Source organism: Marinobacter shengliensis (assembly GCF_003007715.1).
GTDB lineage: Bacteria > Pseudomonadota > Gammaproteobacteria > Pseudomonadales > Oleiphilaceae > Marinobacter > Marinobacter shengliensis.
The window spans coordinates 229,763-252,000 of the sequence record NZ_PXNO01000023.1; the positions used below are offsets into that span (position 1 = coordinate 229,763).

Consider the following 22,238-nt stretch of genomic DNA (forward strand, 5'->3'; position numbering starts at 1 on the left):
TCCAGCTCACTGACAAACGGAGCCTGAATTCAAGGTGGCGAAACAGCGCGCAGTAACGGACATCCTCCGCCAGTACCATCCGGTACCGGATCGGTTTGATGAACTTGGTTCCATGGGTTCCGGGCCGCAGGCTCATTGGCGGCCATTGTTACAGCAGCTGAACCTGGAGTCAGTCGACAGTCTCAACATCCGGGCTCAGGCGGTTTCCAATGCCATTGCCGAAGATGGCGTAACCTATAACGTCTACGAAGATCCCCGTGGCGATACCAGGCCCTGGGAAGTGGATCTGCTGCCACTGGTCCTGGGCGCCGATGAGTGGCAATGGCTGTCGAAAGCTGTGGCCCAGCGTGCGGAGCTCCTGGACAGCGTTCTGGCCGACCTTTACGGCGAGCAATCGCTGCTGAAGGAAGGCCTCTTGCCGCCGGCCCTGGTCTATGGTCAGGCCGGTTTCCAGTGGCCCTGTCAGGGCATTCAACCCGCCGGAGGTCGTTTCCTGCATTTATACGCCGTGGATCTGGCCCGGGCGCCGGACGGCGGTTGGTGGGTGATGGCGGACCGAACCCAGGCGCCCTCGGGTGCGGGCTACGCCCTGCAGAACCGCCTGGTGATTTCCCGCGCTTTCCCGGCGCCCTTCCACAACCTACCGGTGACCAACCTTTCGGAATTCTTCCAGGGTTTCCAGAACAGCCTGGTGGGTATGTCGCCAGCCGGAACCGAGACGCCGCTATGCGTCCTGTTGACCCCTGGCCGTTTCAACGAAACCTATTTCGAGCATGTGTTTCTGGCCCGTTACCTGGGCTTGCCCCTGGTTGAAGGCCAGGACCTGACCGTGCGTGATGACACGGTGTACCTCAAGACCCTTCAGGGTCTGCGGCGGGTGCATGCCATTTACCGCCGGCTGGACGATGGCTTCTGTGACCCACTGGAGCTTCGCGCCGATTCGGTGCTCGGTATTCCAGGGCTGCTGGGAGCGGTGCGGGCAGGCAAGGTGTTGATGGCGAATGCGTTGGGCTCCGGTGTGTTGGAAAGTGCCGCGCTGTTTGGTTTCCTGCCGGAGATCTCGAAGAAACTGCTGGGTGCGTCGTTGGAGATGCCATCGGTGGCGTCTTGGTGGTGTGGTGAGAAACCTGCCCTGGATTATGTGATCGAACACCTGGACGAACTGGTGATCAAGCCCGCTTTTGCAAGTATGCGAATGGAGCCGGTGTTCGGCTATCAGGTGAAGGGCGCGGAGCGGGATGCACTGATCAAGAAGATGCATGCCCATCCCCATGCCTTTGTGGGGCAGGAGCTGGTCCACCTTTCACAGGCGCCGGTCTGGAAGGGCGACCAGGACCAGCCGCTCGCCACCCGCTCTATTGGTCTCAGGTTATTTGCCGCCGCCACGCCCTCCGGCTGGCGGGTCATGCCCGGTGGGCTGACCCGGGTGGCCATGGACGAGGGTGTGGAAGTCATCTCCATGCAAAGGGGGGGGCTGTCTAAGGATACCTGGGTGGAAGCACGCTTCACGGGGCCCTCCAAATCACTGATCAAAAAACGGTTGCAGGTGTCTGACCTGCTGGACGGCGAGCGGGACACGCCCTCGCGGGTTGGTGAAAACCTGTTCTGGATGGGCCGCCATTCGGAGCGGGCAGAGGGTACCGCCCGGTTATTGCGGGCGGCGTTCAACAGGCTGTCGGGCCACGACCAGGCCAGTGAGGAAGCACTGCTCGGGCTGCAGCAGGCGGCCGAGCAGTTCGGGACGCTGCCGGAACCCGAGGAGGACGCGGTGCCGGAGCCGCTGCCCGACCTGTTGCTCAGAGCGGTCAGTGATGCCAAGTCTCCGGGTTCCATTGCGTCTATTCATCAGGCACTGTTGTTCAACGCCAGCCAGGTGCGGGACAGGCTGTCTTCGGACAACTGGCACACGCTCAATCGGGTAGGCAAGCCATTGAGCCCTGCGCCAACCACCCCGGACCAGTCGATCCGGGCGTTGAATCTGGTGTTGCTGGACTGCATCTCCCTGGCCGGCTTTGCCATGGACGACATCACCCGCGATTGCAGCTGGGTGTTCCTGGTGATTGGCCGGCGCCTGGAGCGGCTGGCCAACCTCTGTACGCTCATCTGCGTGCCGTTGTTCAGCGACCGGTTCAGCCGCAACGCAATGCTCGATTGGCTGCTGGAAGTGGCTAACTCGGAAGTGACCTATCGGACCCGGTATCGACGGACACCGGAGCTCCTGGGCGTGCTTCATACCCTCGTGATCGACGGGAGTAACCCCCATTCCATCATGTTCCAGCTTCGCCAGTTGCAGAAGGATCTGCCGGAGATGGGGCGGAAAACCGGGCAACTGTTTCCTCCAGATCTGAACGAATCGCTGCAGCGGGTTCAGGCGTTGGATTTACACCCTTTCGAGCGCAAGCGCCCGGACAAAGCGTGCGATAGCCTGGCAGAGCTATTGTGTGACATCCGGTCTGAGGCCTATCGTGTATCGGATGAGATCCAGCGGCAGTATTTCATTCACACCCGGTATTCCGACCAGCGTGTGAAACCGGATTGAGGCGTTCGTCATGACATTTGTCCGTTACCATGTGCGTCATGAGACCCTGTACCAGTACGATCAGCTGGTGGGGGAGTCCCACCATTTGCTGAGGCTTACGCCGCGGGCTCTGCCATGGCAAAAGAACCTTGAGCATCATCTGGCGATCTCTCCAGAGCCGTCGGCAAGGCGTTCTTTCCTTGATTGCTTTGGCAACCGGATTACCAAGATTCATTTCAACGCCGATCATGAGTACCTGGAGATCATCAGCGAATTCTGGGTGGAGCTGCGCGACCGGCCCCAACCCTCGGCATCCGCTGCAAAAATGCCGTGGGAGATCGCGCGTGACAACCTGCGATACCGGGCAGATAGAAAGTTCCCGCCGGACCACCTGCAGGCCACCGCCTTCCGGTTTGTCTCCACCAATGTGCCGATAGATTCGCAATACGCTGCCTATGCCCGAGAGGCCTTCCTACCGGGACGACCTCTGGTGGAGGCGGCGGATGCCCTGATGCGGATGATTCATCGCGACTTCAAGTTTGATGCGACGGCGACGGAAACCTTCACCCCGGTGGAACAGGCGTTCAAGGCCCGTCGCGGGGTCTGCCAGGATTTCTCCCACATCATGATTGCCTGCCTGCGCTCGATTGGCCTGGCCGCCCGTTACATGAGCGGTTATATCCTGACGCATCCGCCGGAGGGCAAGGAGCGGCTGGTTGGCGCGGATGCCACCCATGCCTGGGTGGCCGTATTCGTGCCGGATTTCGGCTGGTTGGAGCTGGACCCAACTAATGCTTTGCGGCCGGATCTGGAACACATCACCCTCGGTTGGGGCCGGGACTTCTCTGATACCACACCGATGCGCGGCGTGCTGCTGGGCGGTGGTGATCATGAGCCGGAGATTGCCGTGACCGTTGTCCCGGAAGAGGAATTTGCATCGCTATACTCGGATGGCGAAACCTACCTGGAAGAAATCTCCCCCTGAGCGGGGAGGCCTTGTTCCGGCGTGAGGCTCGTTACGTCAGAGGTTCTTCTCCAACCCTCTTTTGGCCAGTCGCTCCAACGCCAGCAACGTATCGGTATAACGGGCAAACCGCTCCAGATACTCCGGCGACAACGTCTGCATTTCCGCAAGCGCCCGGCTAACCAGCCGGTGTGCGTTCATCGGCCCCGCCTCTTTCGGGGTGCTCTCAATCGCATGGCGGATGCGCTCCTGAAGGGCCTGAGTGCCCTGATCCGCTCTTGCTCTGATCATCGCCTTGAGCGGTTTTGGGCTGTTGGAGCTTGATGCCGTGCGCGTTTGCTCCAGCTCTGAAGTCTCTCCAAACACCCTTTGTTCCAACGTTGATCTCGGGGCTTCGGCCGGTGTCTCTGTAGTTTGGTTCAGTCTGTCCAGCAGGGATGAAATGGGGGATGGCTCAGGGGCAGCGGGTGCCTGCCTGGGCTGCTCGGCACCCTCTAACCTGGCCTGATAATCGGAAATGGCCTGCTCTAGCTTCCGCCAGTGACCGCCCTGCTGGAGTCCGTTCGCGCGCAGGCGCTGTTCGAAGGACTCCAGATAACGAAAGCGGACAGGGTCAAAGCGGTCTGCGCCTTGCTGCCTCAGGTTATCAAGCAATGAAGGGCTGGTGGCTTGGTTCATCATCCGTTGCCTGACCCGGTTTCGGGATCCGTGGCCGCCGAAGGTGCCCGGGGCACGGTACTGATTTCCACCCGCCGGTTCTGAGCTCTTGATTCGGCATCCGTGTTGGGTACGGCCGGGTGGTGCGGGCCGAAGGCGGCGGCGAAGACGCGGTCGTTGGGCAGGCCCAGTTCTGTTAACGAGCGGGTGACGGTGAGCGCCCGCTGGGCTGACAGGCCCCAGTTATCCTGGTAACGGTTGCCGGGGTGCATGGGCAGGTCGTCGGTAAAACCGCTCACCATCAGCAGTTCGTCGTGCTGCTCCAGGTAGGTTTGCAGAGGGCGAATCAGTGATTCCAGAATCTCCTCACCTTCGGCCTGCAACTGGTCCGAGTTCAGCTCAAACAGCACGTTGCCGCTGATGCCGATGCGACCATCCCGGAAAGTGACCAGGCCCTTGGTGAGCGGGTCTTCCAGGGCCTGTTCCAGGGCAATTCGACGCTGCTCTTCCGCTTCCCGCTTCTCGATTTCCTGGGCCAACGACTGGCTGAGTTCCAGTTGAATGCCGATTACCCACACCAGGATCAGCGCCAGAATGCCCACCAGCGCCGCCATCAGGTCTGAGAAAATGGCCCAGACCGGTGCCGATTGCTGTTCGCCGCCTTCCAGCTGTTCCATCAGCCCGCCTCGCTGGGTTCGGCCCGGCGCAGTGCTGCGGCGGCATCCATCACATCTTTCTGGGTGCTGACGCTCAGGTCAATCACTTCCCGTGCCTGGGCCACGTAGTAGGCCAGTTGCTCATCGTGGCGGGTGCCGGCGTTATCCAGCGCTTTCTGGATATCCGCCAGGCTGGCGACAACCTGCTGGTTGGACTGGCTGAACAGCTCAATGGCCTGCGCGAACGCATCGCTCAGGGCGCCAACTTCCTGGCTGCTGCCGGTAATGTCGTCGCCCAGTTTGCCCAACTGCTGGCTTTGTTCCTGAATCAGAGTGTTGAATCGCTCGCTGATGCCGGTCAGGGTCTCGCCGGCGCCACTGATCAGCGACGCCACCGCGTCCCGTTGGCTGTCGGCGGTGCTGCGCTGGTTTTCCAGCAGGCTGTCCAGTTGTTGGACCAGCCGCTGACGTTCTTCCAGCAGCTCGTTTTCCCGCTCGCTGTTGCGGGCGATTTCCGACTGCAGCTGGCGGATCACCTCTGCGGCTGCCTTTGGGGTTTCGGAGGCGGTTTCGATCAGGCGGGTCATGGGGGCTTCCAGCGCGGTGCCCAGCTCTGCCAGGTGTTTGGTCACCGTCGCTTCAAGGCTCTCCATGCGTGCCGCAGAGGCGTCGGCGCGCCCGGCCTCCTGCTCCCTGAGTTCGGATAGCTGCTGGCCAATGGTGGTGACCAGTTGCTCAAGGCCGGCTTTCTGGTTTGTCACCAGCTCTGCGGTGTTACGACTGAAATGTTGCTGGTATTCCGCCAGATTTTGCTGCCAGCGATCGCCAGCCTCACTGGTGGTTTTTTGAAAACCGGCGGTCAGTTCAGCCAGTTGCTAGCGGGCATCATCCGCCCAGCTCTTTTGCAGGGACCGGGCATTGCTCTGAAGCTGCTCCATGGCACTGATGACAATAGGCTCAACCCGCTCTGCTGCCTGCTTTGCGCTGTCATCCAGCGCCGTTTTCAGGGATTGGGCGACGGAATCGGCCAGGGTCTGGTAGTGGCTGCCAACGGTACTGTGGAATTCCTGCTGGTTGCGGGTCAGGGACTGTTCCAGTTGTTGGCCCAGCTGTTCCATGCGCGTGGTCATACGTTCCATGGCCGAGGCCATCTGCGGTAAGGCTTGTGCCTGGGTTTCCAGAGCCTGGAACGCCTGCTGGCGTTGATGATCGGCAGACAGGTGGTGCAGTTTCTCCCGCAGAGCAGTATCCAGCGTGCGGGATGCCTGTGCCCGGTCCCGGCGGCTCAGTGTCGACGCCAATCCCAGCATGGCGGAGGCGGCCACACCGGCAATGGAGGTGCCAAAGGCCAGGCTCAACCCGGCGATGGGGGCGGCCAGCGCACTGCGGATGGCGCTGAGCTCGGTGCTGTTATCCAGGGCCGAGGCGGCACCGCCCAGGGTCACGATCATGCCGGCAAAAGTGCCCAGCAGGCCCAGCATTACCAGCAGGCCGGTCAGGTAGGGGGTGATCTGCGGCCCGGGCAGGGTAGCGGCGTGGCCTTCGATGCGACGTTGAGCAGGGTATTGAAGCGGCTGGGGCAAAGTGTTCAACCAACGGGGAACCTGGTCCTGGCTTTCCGGCAACTGGCCGACTTGCGCGGCCAACTGCCGGGTTTGCCGGCGAAAATTCACCAGCTCGCCAAAACCCAGGCAATACACCGCGCCAATCAGACCGGTGAACGCCAGGGCCAGCAGGTCAGAACCAATAAAGCCTGCGCCAATCCAGCTCACGACAGCAATGCCGATGGCGAACGCCAGGGTAAAGAACAGTTTACTCATGGGGTGTTATTAACCTCATTGTGGCAGGCTTCAAGCAAGCCCAGCACCGGTTCCAGCCGAACGTCCAGTTCAGCGAGTAACAAGGCCTGCGCTTCCTCGCAGTAACGGTGGAACCAGTCGTGGGGTGCCTGGCCTGATGTTTGGGGTTGTTCATCGGACGCCTGTAAGGCCCGGAATCGTTGCTCCAGTACCTGAGATGCCGTGGAAAAACACTGGCCGGTGTAGCCGGCCATGGTGTGATCGAACACCGCGTCCAGCTCAGCCAGGCGGGCCAGGGTCTGGCCCTGATCTTTCATGGATTTGCGCACTTTATCCCTGAGCTGGCGGCTATTGGCCGCGATCTTGCGCTGTAATGCCAGCCAGGCATTTAACACCGGCTCACATTCCGGCTCGCCTTCAAATTCAAGTTCATCGGCCCAGGTGTGAACGCGGCGGACCAGTGCCCTGCGGGTAGCAGCCAGCTCGTCGGTCAGCTTATCCACCACTGCACCTTGCGCCGCGCCCGGCTGCCGGGCGCGGTAGGCCGTGGCGGCGTCCAGGGTCATGGTGTCGCCCAGGCCAAACAGCCGGCTCAGGCGCTCTGCAAAACAGGGCAGGGCGTCAGTAGTCGCAGGTGCGCCCAGATGGGCCAGCTGTGCGAGCAGTTTGGATGGGTGGCCTGTTTGCGCCTGAGGCTGATTCGGCATCCGTTCGGTGTCTCACTCCGTGATCAGATCGGACTAACGTCAAAGCGCGTTATTCTACTGGCTAAGGGGAGTGAATGATAATGACTGTGTGGTGAGAAAAACTCAGTTCAGGCCATAACGCCGGGGCCGCTCAAACCGATAGAAGCCCTCCTCCTCTTCCCGCGCAATGGTGGGCGCTGCAATGCCAAAATGTTCTTCCCGCAGGTGGTTGAGTGCCGATTCCAGTTCTTCACCGGCCAGACGTTGGGAAAGCGTCTGCCGTTTCGCCATGTAGGCGTTTCCGTTCTGCCATTTTTCGTCCCGAAGCTGGTCCTGTTTTGCCATTCGCTCCAACGCGGCCTCTGGATAGCCGAATTGCCGGCGCAGATCGGTAATGGTTTGCTGCCGCTGATCCGGTGGTAACTGGTGTAAATGGCTTTGCACGCTGTCCAGACTGAACAATGCATGGCCCAGCGCACCGGAGCCGGCGAATTGTCGGGTCATGTCGCTACCGTAGATTTCCTCGGCACGGGTGTGCAGTTGGTGGGCAAGTTCGGTTAACTGGAGTTCCCCGGATTCCTCCAGATTGGAGACTGCCTGCTGGAACCGCTGGGATTTTTCTTCCAGAAACGAGGCTTCTTCTCCCCAGATCTGGCTCGCCAGCGCACCAAACAATGCTTCGCGTTGCTGCCAGAGTTCAGTGTCGCGCTGCAGCGGCTGCAATGCCTGTAACCGAAGCTCGTTGTCATCCAGCCATTCGTGATAACGGTCCAGGTTTGCCATCAGCGTCAGAATCTGAGCGGCGGTATCGGGAAAAGCTGTCTCAACGGCATCGCGGAATAGCGCAGCGCCATGGCGGGTGTCGGCTTCAATCAACCCCCGCCGCTCGTTATATAGCCGGGCCTGTGTTGCCGGCTGATGGATGCTTTCGCCATAGATTTCCAGGTACTTCACCGCCAGTTCCAATACCTGATCCGGAGCCTGTCGGCTGGTTTCGCCGGGCGCGGATACGGCCTGTGTTTGCTTAGCCTCGAGGGCGCTGGCGCGCTTTTGGGCGTCGGACTTGCCCGCTTCCTGGGTAATATACATCCCGCCGGCCATGGTCAGCCCTGTAAACGCCGCGAGTACAATCCAGCTTTGAGCTCTCATGGTGTTCCTCAGGTTGTCGGGCGGCCCCGGTAAGAGGCCGCCCAGTGGTTGCGGGGCTTAGAGTAGCGGCTGCAGTTTCGGCCAGATCAGATCGGCGATTTTCTTCGAGCCGCTGTCGGCTGGGTGAATACCATCAAAGATGATGTCGCTGTCGTTAATCACGCTTCGCGGATCAACAAAGGTGCAGTCAAGCACCGAGTTTCGGCAGGCTCGTGCCAGAGTGGCGTTGCCGTAGTCGACCGCCTCCTTCATATCTTTAAGGCGAAACAGCCCGTTCTTGGTGTAGTAGTAACCCAGAAGAACGCCATTTTGTACTCCGGCTTGGGCCACTTCATTCAGAAAATCCACGCCTTCCACGTAGATGTCATCGATAAAGTCCCGGCATTGCTTGCTCAGTCGGCCAAAACGCCACCATGGGGTTTTGCAGTTATTGGAATTCAGCGCGATGGCCGGAATCAGGATATCGTTACCACCAGCATCGCCCACCATCGTCTTGATGTCCGGGTTGTCGGCTACGGCTTGCCGGAACTGATTGGGGATAGACGGGGCGATCAGCTCGCCGGACAACTGGGCGCCAGACACGGTGTAGCGCCGGAAGGTCTCACCGGCCTTGGCTTCCAGTTGGTTCTGGATCTCGCCAGACAACGCAAAGATGGAATCACCAACAAAGACAACCTGATTGTTGTCGGCATCGGTCACCTTGTCGTTACTCAACAGGTAACCCAGTTCGCTACATCCGGTGAACAGGGCTGCCATTAACAGGGCGGCCAGGGCTTTGGTCAGGCTGGCGTTAACAGCAGCCGGCAGGTACATCGGTTTTTTGTGATTGTTGTTCATAGTGCAACTCCGTTTGTAAGGGATAGATACTCCAAATACTGGGACTGCAGCATGAATAGTGGTCTGAAAGCCTGGGGTTTTGAAATGCTGTGGCTGGTTAAAAATTGTCCTAATCGGCCAGTGTCCGGTAGTTGTGAGCGGTGTCACGAAAGCTGGGCGGAGCGCGACAATATTGGCTTTGACCCAACGCAATTCCTGAACACGCCCGCCTTGTATTTTCCGCGCCAGCGTCAACTATTAAGTATCAGAGCATTACCTTTGATCAGACGTGAGGAGTTCCATGGACTTCAAAGACTATTACGCCGCCCTGGGGGTGAGTGAGTCTGCCTCACCCGAGGACATCAAAAAGGCCTATCGCAAGCTGGCGCGAAAGTACCACCCGGATGTCAGCAAGGAAGAGAATGCCAGCGACAAATTCAAGGAAGTCGGGGAAGCCTACGAAGTTCTGAAAGACCCTGAAAAACGCGCCGAGTACGATCAACTGCGCAAGTACGGCGCCCGTGCTGACGGCTCGTTCCAACCGCCTCCAGGCTGGCAGAGTTCTTCAGGCTTTGGTGGTGGCGGCTATACCGAAGCCGACGCCCGGCAGTTCAGTGATTTTTTTGAAGAGATCTTTGGCGGTGGCCGTGCTGGCGGGTTTTCCGGTGCAGGTTACAGCGGTGGTTTCCGCCAGGCCCGTTCCATGCGTGGTGAAGATGTGCATGCCCGCCTGGCGCTGTTCCTTGAGGAAGCGTTTAATGGCTGTGAAAAACAGGTGTCGTTCACGGTACATGAGCCGGATGACCACGGCCGGCTCATCGCACGCAGGAAGACCCTTAACGTCAAAATACCGGCCGGCATGCGCGAGGGTCAGCATATCCGCCTGAAAGGGCAGGGGGCACCGGGCCTGGGTGGGGGCGCGAACGGAGACCTGTTTATTGAAGTGGAGCTTGCCCCGCATCCCCACTTTGTTGTGGAAGGCGCGGATATACTGGTAACACTGCCGGTGTCGCCCTGGGAAGCCGCGTTGGGCGCCACGGTCACCGCGCCCACGGTCGGCGGCAAGGTGAAGGTGAAGGTGCCGAAGGGTTCCACCAGTGGCCGTAAGTTACGGCTGAAAGGCAAAGGCTTTCCGGGCAAGCATCCGGGTGACCAGATTGTGGTCTTGCAGGTGGTCATGCCTGAAAAGCATACACAGGAGGCCGAAGCGCTTTATGAGAAACTGGCCGAACTGGAAAAGAACTTTAATCCACGCAGCAAGTTGCACGTGTGAGCGGGGTGGGTATGACACGCAAAGACCAGATCCTGACTGTAGAAGTGGCCGACGACAACGGCAATACCTTCACCCTGCGTGAAGTATGTGAACGGGGAGACTGCCACGCTGAGTTTGTCATCAAACTGGTCAACTACGGCATCATAAGCCCGGTAGAGGACATTACCGAGGCTCGCGAGTGGCAGTTTGATATGGAGGCCCTGGCCCGTTTGCAGAAAGCCTTAAGGCTGCAACGAGACCTGAAACTCAACCTGCCCGGCCTGGCAGTCTCACTTGATCTGATTGATGAGGTCAACGACATGCGCAGGGAAGTGGCTCGCCTCAATCAGCAGATCAGGCAGTTGCTGGGAGATTGACTCCGGGGGCAGCTCAGTTTGGGCGCTGCCCGCCCTTCACTGCTTGCCTTGCTCCAGGCGTTGTATTTCGGCGTACAGCTTCTCTGCCTCCTCCATCAACGTGCCGTGGCTGCGCAAATCGCCGTTGCGTTGAGCGTGCAGCGCCTTGGCCAGTTTGTCCTCATACGCCTTTTGTAGTTTCTTCTTTGGATCGCCTTTCAAAAATCCCAACATAAGGTTTTTCCGGTTGCCCTGTTTGTCTTTGGGTATACGGTCCCATTCTTACAGAGTTCACAAATATTTCATCAACGCTTCTGGACAAAACTAAAATATGGGATTAAATTCCCAATTAATAATTGGGAAAAATATCCCAATTTAGGTGGCCGGAATTGGCCAGCAACGGATTGATGACATGCCTGGAGAAGAATCATGAAACGCAATGGGCTGACTACAGCAGTGAGAATGGTGATTGCCGGCGCTCTGGCCGGAACTTTGGCAGCATGTGGCGGAGGAGGCTCCGGTGACGGCAGCGCCGTGAACGCCAGCAGCCAGGGCACCAGCGTTGGTGCGGTTACCGGGTTTGGCAGTGTGTACGTGAATGGCACGCGCTTTCAGACCAGTGGCAGCGTGAGTAGTGACGACGGGATCGAAAGGGAGGATCAACTCCACAAAGGTATGATTTTGAAGGTCAAAGGCAGCTGGGACGGCCGCGGAGCAGGCCGGGCTGATGACGTCTCCTACGATGACACCCTGCGTGGCCCACTGACCAGCATGAACTGGGATGACATAGAGAAAACTGGCCAGCTGCAGTTGCTGAACCAGACCGTGCGGTTGGATCGTCAAACTGTCTTCCGCGGCGCGACACCGTTGGAACTGGCGGGCAATCCCGGGGCATACAACGTGCGCATCAGCGGATGGCGTATGGAGAACGGTGATTTTCGCGCGAGCTACGTAGGCGCCCGCAGCGCAGGCTCGCGCTTCGACGACTTCAACGACGTTGAAATTGAGGGCCTTGTGGCCAATCTGGATACCAGTGCCAGAACCTTTGAGATCAACGGGTTGCAGATCGATTATAACTCGGCAACCGGGGATGATGATTTTGATCTGGACGATCTCCGCAATGGGTTGGCGGTGGAAGTGGAAGGCTACCTGGAAGACGGCATTCTGATCGCCAGGGAGATCGAGGATGAAGACGATCTGTTTGATGACGACGATGACGTAGAAATTTCGGGTGAAATCTACGACTTCGATGCCTCCGGCCGAAGCTTCAGGATCAACGGCGTACAAGTTCAGTACAACCGTGGCACCGAGTTCGACGACGTCCGCGAAAGCAGTTTGCAGAACGGCCTGTTTGTGAAAGTCGAAGGCGACTTCCGCAATGGCGTATTGATCGCGGAAGAAATCGAAGGCCGCGATGGCGATGTTGAACTCGATGGCCGGCTGGAGCAGATCGATCCCAGCAACGAAGTGCTGATCGTCAGCGGCATCCGGGTTCAGCTGACGCCGGGAACCTTAATCGATGACGACGATGACGACGACCGTCGAAGCCGCGTAGAGGACATCAACGGTTTCCGTGTTGGCGATTATCTGGAGATCGAGGGCCGCCAGCGCAGTGAGAATGGCGGTTACCTGGAAGCCTTCACCATTGAACGGGAAGATGACGACGATGATGATGACTACGAGCTGGAAGCGCGGATCGATGCACTCAGCAGCACGTCGGTTACTTTTATGAACCTGGAAATCCTGCTGAACGGGTACAGCACCGACGGCGCCCGCGTGGGTGACGAAGTTGAAGTGGAATATCGTCGCACCAGCGGTGGTCAGTATGTACTGACCGACGATATCGACGATTAACCGACCGGGCAGCGCTTGGGGTGCCTCAGGGCCCCCGGCGCTGGCTTCACGGTTGCTATGGGAATACAATCCCAAATATGACTGATTCCAACATCACTCCCCTTCACAAAGCGCTGTTTCGCATTCTGCGTCCTTTGGCCAGATTGTTGTTGCGCAACGGTGTGCCCTATGGCGAGTTCTCAGAACTGGTGAAGCGGGCCTATGTGGAATCGGCTCTGGAGGACTTTGCCGATGGTCGGCGCAAACCCACAGACTCACGGGCGGCCGTTATGACAGGCCTGACCCGAAAGGAAGTAAAACGCCAGCGGGAAATACTGTCAGGCGGAAATCGGGCACGGGAGACCACGTCTAATGCCAACCGGGCGTCCCGGGTGGTCTCTGGCTGGGTGCACGATGCAACCTTTCAGTCAGCCGACGGTCAGCCTGCTGTTCTGGCCTTCGAGGGTGAACCCAGTTTTGCCGGTCTGGTCCGCAAGTACAGTGGTGACATGCCGCCAAGAGCAGTGCTGGATGAGCTCCTTCGGGTGGGTGTTGTGGTGGTGGAGGAAGGTACCGGCAGTCTGCACCTCCGCAAAAGGGCTTACGTTCCTGCAGGTGACAGTGACGATATGCTCCAGATCTTTGGCGAAGACGTATCAGATCTTATAGCAACCGTTGATCACAACCTGGTCAGCAGCGAACAGGGCAGGCAGCCGCTGTTTCAGCGCACGCTGACCTACGACAACATACCGTCGGACGTTATCGAGCGCTGGCGCAAACACGCGGCAGGGCGGTCACAGGCATTGTTGGAAGACCTCGACAGTTGGCTGGGCCCCTACGACCGGGATGTCACCGGAAGCCAGGGTAACGATAGCGCGAAAGATGCAGTGCGAACCGGTGTCAGTATTTTCTATTTTGAAGAGCCGATTCAGCAAGGCAAAAACGGAGATGACCAACCATGAGCCCCAACCACTCGCAAAGCCACCCTCAAAAGTGGCAGCCAACGGGCCTGGTAACCACACTGCTGTCTCCCGGAGCCAGACAAGTCATTCGGTGCTGGCTTGGGCCTTTCGGGTTTCTGGATGAGCAACAGCACCCTCGAATGCTGCTCGCCATGATCAATGACCCCGGCACCTTCGGGGATCTGGTTCGTACCGCCAACTCGAACCTGGCACCGGCGGTCGTGCTCAACGAATTACTCAGAAAAGGCATTGTTGAGACCCTTGAAAGCGGGCACGTACTGCTCAGACGAAGCGCCTATGCGCCCGCCACAGAGGCCGCCCAGCAGTCCACGGTCGCGTCTGACGATTGCCTGGCGGCTTACTCTCCTCGCCGTCGTTTTAACGATATCTGACACCATTCGCCGGCCCGGAAGGCCGGCTGGAGATTGCCATGACGCCTCAAGTTACTCCCAAACGGTTGTCCCTCCTGTTCGCTCCTGTTGCTTTCGGCGTGCTCAGCGCCTGCGGTGGCGGCGGAGGTGGTGTAGATATCGCAGAGGGTGGTATCAGGGGCACAGGCTCGAGCGTCGGGCCGGTTTCCGGGTTTGGCAGTGTGTTTGTGAATGGGGTGCGATTTGAGACTGACGGCGACGTGATCAGCAACGATGGCATTGGTTCTGAGGCACAGCTCGACAAGGGCATGATCCTTAGGGTAGATGGCGAGTGGCGGACAAACGGGCAAGGCACGGCCAATGCGATTGAGTATGACGACACCTTCCGTGGGCGTGTCTCGAGTGTTCAGAAGACCACGGACGCCCAGGGGCGGATCGTTAGGGTAAGTTTCCGGATCTATGGCCAGGAAATCAGCGCCGACAAGCTCACGGTTCTCAAAGGCCGCTCGCTTGAAACGCTGGCGAACGGGGATTTCGTGCGTGTCAGTGCCTGGCAGCTTGAAAATGGCAGCTACCGGGCCAGTTATATCGGCGTGATAACTGCAGACGAAACGGACGTGGAAATTGAAGGCCGGATAACCGACAGCTCCACGGATCTCGGGCTGAACCGTTTTGAGATCAACGGTTTCCTCATCGAGTACGACGATGACAATACGGAATTCCGGGATGGCGTGGTTGAGAACGACTTGCAAACCGCTGGATTGAGCGTGGAGGTGGAGGGTGAGCTTGTTGAGATCAGTGGCCGCCCAGCCATTCAGGCGCACACCATAGGAAGGGACGATACCCGCCGCTATCGGCGTGGTGATGCCGACGATATCGAATTCACCGGCCCGGTTTCGTCCGCCTTTAACAACACCGATCGGACCTTCACGATTAACGGCCTGACGGTGTTGGTGCCCAATGACGACGTATTCGAGGACGGCCTGACCAGCGGTGATCTTGTTTCGGGCCTGTTGGTCCAGGTTGAGGGGGCCTTCCGGTCCGATGGCGTGGTAGTGGCAGAGGAGATCGAGCTTCGGGAGGCAGACTCAGAAGTGGAAGGCGCGATTGAACCCGGAGTTATCGACTTCAGTGCCCGCACTTTCCGGTTGGGGGGCGTGCTGGTGCAGGTGACGCCGCAAACCATTATTACTGACGACGATGACGATCAACGGCTCACATTGAATGATCTGAACGGGCGCTATGAGTTGGAAGTCGAGGGCATCGAACGGTCACGCCTCGATGGCAGTGTTTTCCTCGAAGCGGTCAAGATCGAGCGTGATGACGATGATACTGATAACGAGTATCAGATGACCGGCCGGCTCGGGGAGATCAACTGCTCCGTTTCGATCACCGTACTCGGGGTTAGAATGGACATAACCAGCGCCACCGAGTTTGACGATGTGAACTGTTCCCAGCTGGAGAGTGACTTCCGCGACAGGGGGCTGCGCCCGTTATTGGAAGTAGAGTACATAAAACGAAACGACGGCACCTTCTGGGCCGAAGAAATTGAACTCGAAGACGACTAAGGCAGTGCAATGAACCACCTGGCCCACACCTTCCTCGCCCCGGACTCCCCGGAGGCCCGTGTGGGCAGTATCCTGGGTGACTTCTGCCGCGGTGTGAGGCTGGCGGAGTTACCGGAGCCGGTATTGCTGGGCGTGCGCCACCACCGGGCGGTGGATGCCTTCACCGACCAACATCCGGACGTGCTGGCCAGCAAACAGCTGTTCTCCAGCCAGCGCCGGCGCTTTGCCGGTGTGGCGCTGGATCTTCTCTATGATCACTACCTGCTGCGGCACTGGCACCGATTCAGCCATACCGACCACCACCGGTTTGTCCGCGGAGTATACCGAGAACTGGCAAGCCACGAAGACATCATGCCCGCCTCTATGGTCAAAGTGACCCGCCGGATGGTTCAGTATGACTGGTTTGGTGCCTACGAAGACTTCGAGAACATCGGCTATGCCCTTGATCGCGTGGCCAGCCGAATCCGCTTCGCCAACCAGTTCGCCGGTATCATCGAAGAAATCCGGGCTAACGATGAACAGCTCGAAGCCCGTTTTCTCCAGTTCTTCCCGGAACTTCTTAAATTCGCCGAAGCGGAAGCCGCCAGCCTGTCAGCCCAATCTTGAACGCGCCTGCTGGTATTCCTCTTTCAGCCGGTCCACCAGCGCCTGAACACTCGGAACGTCGTGAATCAGGCTCACCCCCTGGCCGGCGGACCAGACCGTTTTCCAGGCCTTGGCTTCGTCGTCCATGGGCTTGAGCTTCTCGCCGTAATTCACATCGCCGGCCTGATTCAGCTTCGCCATATCAAAACCGGCCGCCTCCAGGCTCTGGCGCATGAAACTGGCGGGAACCCCGGAAACCGCCGGGGTGTGAATAATGTCGGCAGAGACCGCCTCAATAATCATGTTCCGGTAGGCATCCTCCGCCTCGGATTCCTCGGTATTGATAAACCGAGTACCCATATAGGCCAGATCCGCCCCCAGGGCCTGCGCCGCCAGGAGGTCTTCCCCATGAGACAGCCCACCCGCCAACAAAATCGTACCGTCAAACACCTCACGAATCTCGTGTACCAGCACAAACGGATTCACCGTGCCGGCATGGCCGCCGGCCCCGGCACTCACCGCGATAATGCCATCCACCCCGGCTTCCGCCGCCTTACGGGCATGCTTCTGATTGGTCACATCATGGAATACCAGCCCACCATAACTGTGTACCGCCTCCACCACCTGGCTCGCTGCGCCCAGTGACGTAATCACCATCGGCACTTTGTGCTTCACACACAGCTCCAGATCCGCCTGCCAGCGAGGATTGGTGCGATGCACCACCAGATTCACTGCGTAGGGCGCGGTAATCTCCTCTGGATGGGCCTGTTTCCATTGCGCGAGCTCTGTGTTCATCTGAACCAGCCATTCCTCAAACCCCTCACTGCTGCGCTGATTCAGCGCCGGGAAACTTCCCACCACACCCGCCTTACAGCAGGCCAGCGCCAGCCGGGGTGAAGAAATCAGAAACATCGGTGCAGCAATCAGGGGTAATGACAGAGAATCTTTGAGCTGAACGGGCATTGGCATGATTGGTCCTTGATTTTTATTGGAACTTTCTCAGGATATAGGGGATCTTAGCCTGCCCGACGAGCAGTGGACAATCGTTCCAACGGGTGACAGGACAAAACAAAAGGAGCCCACCATGGGTGAAGCAAAAAGACGCAAACAAACCGGCGCCCCCGCACCGCGTAAGCACAGAAACAAGAAACCGGCCATCATCGGCATCTCGGTAGCGGTTGTCATTGCCGTAGCGGTAGCCGTGTACTTCCTCACCCTGCCGCCCAAACCAACCTCCGAGGCACTACCGGTAGCCGCCCCCAACGCATCAGACTTCCCGGCCTCCCTCGACCAATACGGCATCTCCATTGGCCCGGCAGACGCCCCCGTTGTCGTACGCGAATTCGCCGACTACCAATGCCCCGCCTGCGCCAGCTTCGCCTCAGCCAGCAAACGCCTGAAACAGGAATACGTAGACACCGGCAAAGTCCGCTTCGTCTACTTCGACCTGCCCCTACGCCAACACCAAAACGCCGTCCCCGCCGCCCAGGCCGCCCGCTGCGCCGGAGACCAGGGCCAATACTGGCCAATGCACGACAAACTCTACGACGCCCAAAGCGAATGGAGCGGCTCCAACGACCCGGTAGCCACCTTCACCCGCTACGCCAACGGCCTGGGCCTCGAAGAACGCCGCTTCCGCCGCTGCCTGACCACCGAACTCCACAAAGAAGCGGTAGAACAAAGCCTGCAAGTGGCCACCCAGATGCGCGTAATGAGCACCCCAACAGTGATGGTAGACAACATCCAACTCACCCGACCGGGTTGGGGACAGCTCTCCGCAATAGTTGAGCGCGAACTGGAAAAGGCGAATAACTAAGCACACGCCACAATAAGTCCGACGGCAAACCGAAAAGTTAGCCAGTGGGTGGGGAGAGCTGTACAAAAGCCTGCGGAGCCATGGATGGCGGAGCGGAGCGTACAGGGACGTATTCACAGCGTCTTTTGTACAGCTCTCCCCACCCAGTGGCGGGAACGCGGGAACAAAGGCACCCAAACTACGTAAACCCCGACTTGCACCCAACCCCCAGTTGGTTAAACTTTGCCCCCTAACGGCCACCCCCGTAACAAACATCAAACCATGCTCCGGATTTACGATCCGGCCCGCAGGAGAAACCATGAGCAACGAAATAGTCGTCTGCGCACTCTACAAGTTCGCAGTATTGAATGATTACAAAGACCTACGCCAACCCCTGCTGAACCTCATGCTGGAAAAAGACGTCCACGGCACCCTGCTGCTGGCACGGGAAGGAATCAACGGCACCATCGCCGGCAGCCGCCAGGGCATCGACGCCATCAAAGACTGGATCGCCAGCGACGAGCGCTTCGACGGCGTGGACTACAAAGAATCCTTCGTAGACATCCAGCCCTTCAAGCGCACCAAGGTCAAACTCAAAAAAGAAATCGTCACCATGGGCGTTGAAGGCATCGACCCCAAGCGAGTGGTTGGCACCTACGTCGATCCCAAAGAATGGAACGACCTCATCTCAGACCCCGAAGTACTGCTGGTAGACACCCGAAACCAGTACGAAGTCGAGATTGGCACCTTCAAAAACGCCGTCAATCCGGCCACTGACACCTTCCGGGAATTTCCAGAGTATGTGAAACAGAATCTGGACCCCAGCAAACACAAGAAAGTCGCCATGTTCTGCACCGGCGGCATCCGCTGTGAAAAATCCACGGCGTACCTGAAAGAACAAGGTTTCGATGAGGTATACCACCTCAAAGGCGGCATCCTGAAATATCTGGAAGAGGTGCCCCAGGAACAGAGCCTGTGGCAGGGCGAGTGCTTTGTGTTTGACGACCGGGTAACCGTCAACCACAGCCTCGAACGCGGCGATTACGACCAGTGCCACGCCTGCCGCCGGCCAATCACCGAAGAAGACAAGCAACGCCCGGAATACGAACAGGGCGTTAGCTGCCACCAGTGCATTGAATCACTGACAGAAGAACAAAAAGCCCGGTTCAAGGAACGTGAGCGCCAGATGCAACTGGCCCGGGAACGCGGGGAAGCGCACGTGGGTGGTGAAGCCGCCCGCGTTATTGCTGAGCGGAAGGCCCGCAAGAAGGCCGAGCGCGAAGAACAGGCCCGCAAAAGTCTGGAGGGGGAGAAAGTTCGTAAGGTTGTTAACAACTGAAGACTAACCCAACCAAGGAGATAACATGGGTATCAGAAAACCACTGGTGATTGCATGCATGGCCCTGGCCCCGATGGCACAGGCTCAGGACAGTGGCAACTGGAAAGGTGAGGCCGAGCTTGGCCTGCTGATAACCTCAGGCAACACCGAAGAAACCAAAGTGAACAGCCGTCTGGGCCTGCAGCATGAAACCCAGACCTGGCGCAACACCGGTGAGTTCAGCTCCCGCTACACAGAAGCCGAAGACCAGACCACCGCTGAGGAATACAAGGCGGCTCTGGAAGCAGACTACAAGTTTGACGACCAGCAGTACTGGTTTGTGCGCGGCTCCTATGAGGACGACCGGTTCTCCGGGTACGACTTCGAATCCACCCTGACCACCGGTTATGGCAATCGGGTCTGGCAGTCAGGGGAGCGTTCCTTTCTGGATCTCTCAGTGGGTGGCGGTTATCGCTATAACAAACTCAAGGAAGACAATGCCGATGGCCGCGATGTGGAAGAAGAGGCCATTGCCCGCCTGGCTGGTCAGTTCGATTATGCCTTCTCTGACACCGCCCTGTTTCGCCAGAAGCTGAGCACCGAAATTGGACTGGATGACAACAATGCCATCACCCAGTCTGAGACTGCATTGCAGACCACCATCGTGGGCAGCTTGTCCATGAAGGCGGCGTTTCGTGTGAAGCACGTCTCTGATGCGCCCGCCGGTTCAGAGAAAACCGACACCGAGACCTCGCTCTCGCTGCTGTACGGTTTCTGATTCCGGATTCCCGGAGCCAAAAAAAGGGGCAGATGGTTGGTCATCTGCCCCTTTTTCATATCATGAAATCTCAGACGTTATTCCGAAGCCCCAACTCATCCGGGTAAGGGGTCAGGTACTTCTGGGTGTGTAGATAATCCACCGGCTCCTTACGCTGGGCCAGTCGCAGCAGCGTCATCGGCACCACCAGCGGAATCTCGCCGCGCCGGTAGGCTTCAATCTGCTCCAGCAGCACCGCTTTTTCTTCCGCTGACATCCCGTCTTTCAGGTAGCCCAGCAGATGCTGCATGGCATTGACGTGAGAACCCCGGCTCACGCGCTGGGTCATGGCTTCCATAAAGCCGTGAATATAGCGCTCCGCAATCCGGGCCAGCGGCTCGGCTTTCAGATCGGCGAGCATTGGGCCAAGCTGCCGGTAGATTTTTTCAGAGTGGGCCAACAACGTGAACTTGTGGCGCTGATGGAACTCCAGCAAGGATTGCTTGGTCAGCTTGTCGCCGGCCACGTTCTGCATCCAGTCGTCGTAGGAGAACACGCGCTCAATGAAGTTCTCCCGCAACATGTCATCGTGCAGGCGGCCTTCTTCCTCCACCGGCATTAACGGGTAGGCCTTCATCAGCGCCTCGGCAAACATGCCACGGCCATCCCGGTGCATGAAATTACCTTCCGCGTTGTGTATCTTGATGCGCTCCATGCCGCAGCTGGGGGATTTCGCCATCAGGATGTAGCCACGCAGGTTGGCGAGCGAGGGCATCACCTCGGCAATGAAGTTCTGCATGCCTTCGGTGTGATCTTTCGTGCCTTTACTTTCAACCAGGTGAAGACCGTCTTCGTGCTCGCGCAGGTGAATGGCCGGGCGGGGAACACCCAGGCCGGCTTCCAGCTCCGGGCAGATAGAGCGGAACTCAAAATGCTTCGCCAACACCTGGGTGCAGTATCGGGAATGCTTGTGGCCACCGTCGTGGCGGACTTCCTTACCAAGCAGGCAAGTGCTAATGCCAACAGGAATACCGGTCACTAAAACTCTCCAGCCGTTGGATGATCGGGTACTACACCACTATACGTGCTGTGAGTATAGCCCGATCAAGCCAAGGCAGAGTGTTCATCCGGGTAATTGCGGAGCCGTCAGTGGCCGTACACCATCATGGTGGTATCACTGATGACAAAATCCGTGAACTGAACCGAGCCAATGCTGGTGCCCCCCACCTTGAACACCGGCATATCGATATCGGCCCGGAATTCCACCTCATGGATCGACAAGCCTTCTTTGCCAGAAGTGGCCCCGGTACCGCGAGACAATTTGGCGGTGGCGTGGGCCATGCCGAAATGACCGAGGGTATCGTTACCCCTGCGGTTGTGTATTTGCAGGCCCTCAATGCCCACAGCAGCGAAGTTGAAAAGCAGGATGACGTCTGCGGCGTCCCAGTTCAGGCTGCCGTCGGTCACCTCAAAATGGGTGTCGAGCTGCAGTTCCGAGCCGGAGACGGTATTGCCATTGGCCAGGGTGCGGGTGGAGCTGCCGCCGTTACGGATAACCAGATCCGTGGGGCCGATGTAGCCCTGGAGACTGATGTCTGAGAACAGGTTGGTGCTGCCATCCGTGCCGGAGGTGGTGATGCTGTCGATGGCCAGCTCAAAATCCACCGCTTTCACGTAGTCGTCCAGGCTGGTCGGGTCGCCGTAATCGGTGGCGCCCAGGTGAATCACCAAATCACCACTATTGAACTGCTTGCCAAAACTGCCGGCTACGGAATACTTCGCCAGGGCATCTGCTACATCCGGATTACTGGTGTCCAGCAGGCCCGCATTGGCCCGGCGGGCAATCTCCGAAAAGCCGTGTTCCAGCACCTCGCCCTCACCGGCGATGTCGATGGTCAGCTTCAGGTTGTCGAGTACCGTGTCGTTGTGGCCGGACAGCCGCAGGCCGTTAACACTGAGCGAGCCTTCGTCGGTCCAGGTCAGCCGGTCGATGCTCAGTTTGGTTTCCAGCTCGATGGACACGCCAGCCTGGCCGGTAACGGCGGCCATGGAGGCATCATCCAGCGGGCGGAAATCCGCCAGTGCCGGAAGCGACAGGAAAGTAGCAGACAGGCAGGCACCTGCCAGGCGTGATGGATGACGAAAAACCCTGTGAAAAGACATCATGGCCCCGGATTCCGTTCAGACATTCTTGTT

23 protein-coding genes are annotated in these 22,238 nt (G+C 58.6%); 12 read left to right on the forward strand and 11 right to left on the reverse strand.

The window, feature by feature from the left end; translation table 11 throughout:
* Positions 1-34: 34 nt before the first annotated feature.
* A complete protein-coding gene (locus C7H10_RS10260) occupies positions 35-2,539 on the forward strand; it encodes a circularly permuted type 2 ATP-grasp protein (protein ID WP_106694787.1) in 2,505 nt (834 codons plus the stop codon).
* Positions 2,540-2,549: 10 nt separating this feature from the next.
* The gene (locus tag C7H10_RS10265; protein ID WP_106694788.1) at positions 2,550-3,503 is read left to right on the forward strand and encodes a transglutaminase family protein; all 954 of its coding nucleotides are present in this window, start codon (positions 2,550-2,552) and stop codon (positions 3,501-3,503) included.
* Positions 3,504-3,539: 36 nt separating this feature from the next.
* Here the strand turns inward: C7H10_RS10265 and C7H10_RS10270 are convergent, their stop codons facing one another.
* The 7 genes from C7H10_RS10270 to C7H10_RS10295 form a co-directional block, all read right to left on the reverse strand.
* Entirely contained in the window at positions 3,540-4,163 is a 624-nt protein-coding gene (locus tag C7H10_RS10270; RefSeq protein WP_244178249.1) for a DUF2894 domain-containing protein, read from the reverse strand.
* Complete coding sequence (locus C7H10_RS10275; RefSeq protein WP_106694790.1) at positions 4,160-4,816, reverse strand: OmpA family protein; 657 nt, start codon at positions 4,814-4,816, stop codon at positions 4,160-4,162. The genes C7H10_RS10270 and C7H10_RS10275 overlap by 4 nt, the downstream gene beginning before the upstream one ends.
* Positions 4,816-5,556, reverse strand: a complete 741-nt coding sequence (locus C7H10_RS19330) for a hypothetical protein (protein WP_244178250.1) — start codon at positions 5,554-5,556, stop codon at positions 4,816-4,818. The genes C7H10_RS10275 and C7H10_RS19330 overlap by 1 nt, the downstream gene beginning before the upstream one ends.
* A gap of 114 nt (positions 5,557-5,670) precedes the next feature.
* Positions 5,671-6,615, reverse strand: coding sequence for a DNA recombination RmuC family protein (locus tag C7H10_RS19335; protein ID WP_244178251.1), 945 nt, complete (start codon positions 6,613-6,615; stop codon positions 5,671-5,673).
* A complete protein-coding gene (locus C7H10_RS10285) occupies positions 6,612-7,301 on the reverse strand; it encodes a DUF3348 family protein (protein ID WP_106694791.1) in 690 nt (229 codons plus the stop codon). The genes C7H10_RS19335 and C7H10_RS10285 overlap by 4 nt, the downstream gene beginning before the upstream one ends.
* Positions 7,302-7,403: 102 nt before the next feature.
* Positions 7,404-8,429, reverse strand: coding sequence for a hypothetical protein (locus C7H10_RS10290; RefSeq protein WP_106694792.1), 1,026 nt, complete (start codon positions 8,427-8,429; stop codon positions 7,404-7,406).
* A gap of 57 nt (positions 8,430-8,486) precedes the next feature.
* The gene (locus tag C7H10_RS10295; RefSeq protein WP_244178252.1) at positions 8,487-9,266 is read right to left on the reverse strand and encodes an SGNH/GDSL hydrolase family protein; all 780 of its coding nucleotides are present in this window, start codon (positions 9,264-9,266) and stop codon (positions 8,487-8,489) included.
* 280 nt (positions 9,267-9,546) lie between these two features.
* Between C7H10_RS10295 and C7H10_RS10300 the strand changes: the two genes are divergently transcribed.
* Together C7H10_RS10300 and C7H10_RS10305 are read left to right on the forward strand one after the other, a co-directional pair.
* Positions 9,547-10,518, forward strand: coding sequence for a DnaJ C-terminal domain-containing protein (locus tag C7H10_RS10300; RefSeq protein WP_106694793.1), 972 nt, complete (start codon positions 9,547-9,549; stop codon positions 10,516-10,518).
* A gap of 11 nt (positions 10,519-10,529) precedes the next feature.
* Positions 10,530-10,874 carry a chaperone modulator CbpM gene (locus C7H10_RS10305; protein ID WP_106695161.1) on the forward strand — a complete coding sequence of 115 codons (345 nt, stop codon included), beginning with the start codon at positions 10,530-10,532 and terminating at the stop codon, positions 10,872-10,874.
* A 36-nt stretch (positions 10,875-10,910) separates the two neighbouring features.
* On the opposite strand, the gene C7H10_RS10310 is transcribed toward C7H10_RS10305, so the two are convergent.
* Positions 10,911-11,087: a DUF6435 family protein gene (locus tag C7H10_RS10310; RefSeq protein WP_106694794.1), complete on the reverse strand. Its 177-nt coding sequence runs from the start codon at positions 11,085-11,087 to the stop codon at positions 10,911-10,913.
* Between the two features lie 195 nt (positions 11,088-11,282).
* Here C7H10_RS10310 and C7H10_RS10315 point away from each other — a divergent pair, with 195 nt between their 5' ends.
* From C7H10_RS10315 to C7H10_RS10335, 5 genes are all read left to right on the forward strand, one after another.
* Positions 11,283-12,707 (forward strand): DUF5666 domain-containing protein, encoded by a 1,425-nt coding sequence (locus C7H10_RS10315; protein ID WP_106694795.1) that lies wholly within the window; start codon positions 11,283-11,285, stop codon positions 12,705-12,707.
* Positions 12,708-12,784: 77 nt separating this feature from the next.
* Positions 12,785-13,648, forward strand: coding sequence for a DUF6502 family protein (locus C7H10_RS10320; RefSeq protein WP_106694796.1), 864 nt, complete (start codon positions 12,785-12,787; stop codon positions 13,646-13,648).
* The gene (locus tag C7H10_RS10325) at positions 13,645-14,040 is read left to right on the forward strand and encodes a DUF6502 family protein (RefSeq protein ID WP_106694797.1); all 396 of its coding nucleotides are present in this window, start codon (positions 13,645-13,647) and stop codon (positions 14,038-14,040) included. Before C7H10_RS10320 ends, C7H10_RS10325 begins: the two co-directional genes overlap by 4 nt.
* Positions 14,041-14,078: 38 nt before the next feature.
* On the forward strand, positions 14,079-15,587 hold the full coding sequence (locus C7H10_RS10330) for a DUF5666 domain-containing protein (RefSeq protein WP_106694798.1): 1,509 nt from the start codon (positions 14,079-14,081) through the stop codon (positions 15,585-15,587).
* A 9-nt stretch (positions 15,588-15,596) separates the two neighbouring features.
* Positions 15,597-16,193, forward strand: a complete 597-nt coding sequence (locus C7H10_RS10335; RefSeq protein ID WP_106694799.1) for an acyl carrier protein phosphodiesterase — start codon at positions 15,597-15,599, stop codon at positions 16,191-16,193.
* Here C7H10_RS10335 and C7H10_RS10340 read toward each other — a convergent pair.
* Positions 16,179-17,141: an NAD(P)H-dependent flavin oxidoreductase gene (locus tag C7H10_RS10340; protein ID WP_106694800.1), complete on the reverse strand. Its 963-nt coding sequence runs from the start codon at positions 17,139-17,141 to the stop codon at positions 16,179-16,181. The two genes, C7H10_RS10335 and C7H10_RS10340, sit on opposite strands and share 15 nt — an antisense overlap.
* A gap of 115 nt (positions 17,142-17,256) precedes the next feature.
* Between C7H10_RS10340 and C7H10_RS10345 the strand changes: the two genes are divergently transcribed.
* From C7H10_RS10345 to C7H10_RS10355, 3 genes are all read left to right on the forward strand, one after another.
* Positions 17,257-17,988, forward strand: a complete 732-nt coding sequence (locus tag C7H10_RS10345) for a DsbA family protein (RefSeq protein WP_106694801.1) — start codon at positions 17,257-17,259, stop codon at positions 17,986-17,988.
* A 298-nt stretch (positions 17,989-18,286) separates the two neighbouring features.
* Positions 18,287-19,306 (forward strand): oxygen-dependent tRNA uridine(34) hydroxylase TrhO, encoded by a 1,020-nt coding sequence (gene trhO / locus C7H10_RS10350; RefSeq protein WP_106694802.1) that lies wholly within the window; start codon positions 18,287-18,289, stop codon positions 19,304-19,306.
* A 25-nt stretch (positions 19,307-19,331) separates the two neighbouring features.
* Positions 19,332-20,063, forward strand: a complete 732-nt coding sequence (locus tag C7H10_RS10355; protein ID WP_106694803.1) for a DUF481 domain-containing protein — start codon at positions 19,332-19,334, stop codon at positions 20,061-20,063.
* 70 nt (positions 20,064-20,133) lie between these two features.
* Here C7H10_RS10355 and C7H10_RS10360 read toward each other — a convergent pair whose 3' ends face one another.
* Complete coding sequence (locus tag C7H10_RS10360) at positions 20,134-21,081, reverse strand: YbgA family protein (RefSeq protein WP_106694804.1); 948 nt, start codon at positions 21,079-21,081, stop codon at positions 20,134-20,136.
* Between the two features lie 107 nt (positions 21,082-21,188).
* Positions 21,189-22,208 carry a DUF6160 family protein gene (locus C7H10_RS10365; RefSeq protein ID WP_244178253.1) on the reverse strand — a complete coding sequence of 340 codons (1,020 nt, stop codon included), beginning with the start codon at positions 22,206-22,208 and terminating at the stop codon, positions 21,189-21,191.
* Positions 22,209-22,238: the final 30 nt, after the last annotated feature.

Bases quoted from the DNA above. Each gene is read 5' to 3' on its own strand.
- C7H10_RS10265 (WP_106694788.1), top strand. From the start codon at position 2,550: ATGACATTTGTCCGTTACCATGTGCGTCATGAGACCCTGTACCAGTAC.
- C7H10_RS10270 (WP_244178249.1), bottom strand. From the start codon at position 4,163: ATGATGAACCAAGCCACCAGCCCTTCATTGCTTGATAACCTGAGGCAG.
- C7H10_RS10275 (WP_106694790.1), bottom strand. From the start codon at position 4,816: ATGGAACAGCTGGAAGGCGGCGAACAGCAATCGGCACCGGTCTGGGCC.
- C7H10_RS19335 (WP_244178251.1), bottom strand. From the start codon at position 6,615: ATGAGTAAACTGTTCTTTACCCTGGCGTTCGCCATCGGCATTGCTGTC.
- C7H10_RS10285 (WP_106694791.1), bottom strand. From the start codon at position 7,301: ATGCCGAATCAGCCTCAGGCGCAAACAGGCCACCCATCCAAACTGCTC.
- C7H10_RS10290 (WP_106694792.1), bottom strand. From the start codon at position 8,429: ATGAGAGCTCAAAGCTGGATTGTACTCGCGGCGTTTACAGGGCTGACC.
- C7H10_RS10295 (WP_244178252.1), bottom strand. From the start codon at position 9,266: ATGAACAACAATCACAAAAAACCGATGTACCTGCCGGCTGCTGTTAAC.
- C7H10_RS10300 (WP_106694793.1), top strand. From the start codon at position 9,547: ATGGACTTCAAAGACTATTACGCCGCCCTGGGGGTGAGTGAGTCTGCC.
- C7H10_RS10305 (WP_106695161.1), top strand. From the start codon at position 10,530: ATGACACGCAAAGACCAGATCCTGACTGTAGAAGTGGCCGACGACAAC.
- C7H10_RS10310 (WP_106694794.1), bottom strand. From the start codon at position 11,087: ATGTTGGGATTTTTGAAAGGCGATCCAAAGAAGAAACTACAAAAGGCG.
- C7H10_RS10315 (WP_106694795.1), top strand. From the start codon at position 11,283: ATGAAACGCAATGGGCTGACTACAGCAGTGAGAATGGTGATTGCCGGC.
- C7H10_RS10320 (WP_106694796.1), top strand. From the start codon at position 12,785: ATGACTGATTCCAACATCACTCCCCTTCACAAAGCGCTGTTTCGCATT.
- C7H10_RS10325 (WP_106694797.1), top strand. From the start codon at position 13,645: ATGAGCCCCAACCACTCGCAAAGCCACCCTCAAAAGTGGCAGCCAACG.
- C7H10_RS10330 (WP_106694798.1), top strand. From the start codon at position 14,079: ATGACGCCTCAAGTTACTCCCAAACGGTTGTCCCTCCTGTTCGCTCCT.
- C7H10_RS10335 (WP_106694799.1), top strand. From the start codon at position 15,597: ATGAACCACCTGGCCCACACCTTCCTCGCCCCGGACTCCCCGGAGGCC.
- C7H10_RS10340 (WP_106694800.1), bottom strand. From the start codon at position 17,141: ATGCCAATGCCCGTTCAGCTCAAAGATTCTCTGTCATTACCCCTGATT.
- C7H10_RS10345 (WP_106694801.1), top strand. From the start codon at position 17,257: ATGGGTGAAGCAAAAAGACGCAAACAAACCGGCGCCCCCGCACCGCGT.
- trhO (WP_106694802.1), top strand. From the start codon at position 18,287: ATGAGCAACGAAATAGTCGTCTGCGCACTCTACAAGTTCGCAGTATTG.
- C7H10_RS10355 (WP_106694803.1), top strand. From the start codon at position 19,332: ATGGGTATCAGAAAACCACTGGTGATTGCATGCATGGCCCTGGCCCCG.
- C7H10_RS10365 (WP_244178253.1), bottom strand. From the start codon at position 22,208: ATGATGTCTTTTCACAGGGTTTTTCGTCATCCATCACGCCTGGCAGGT.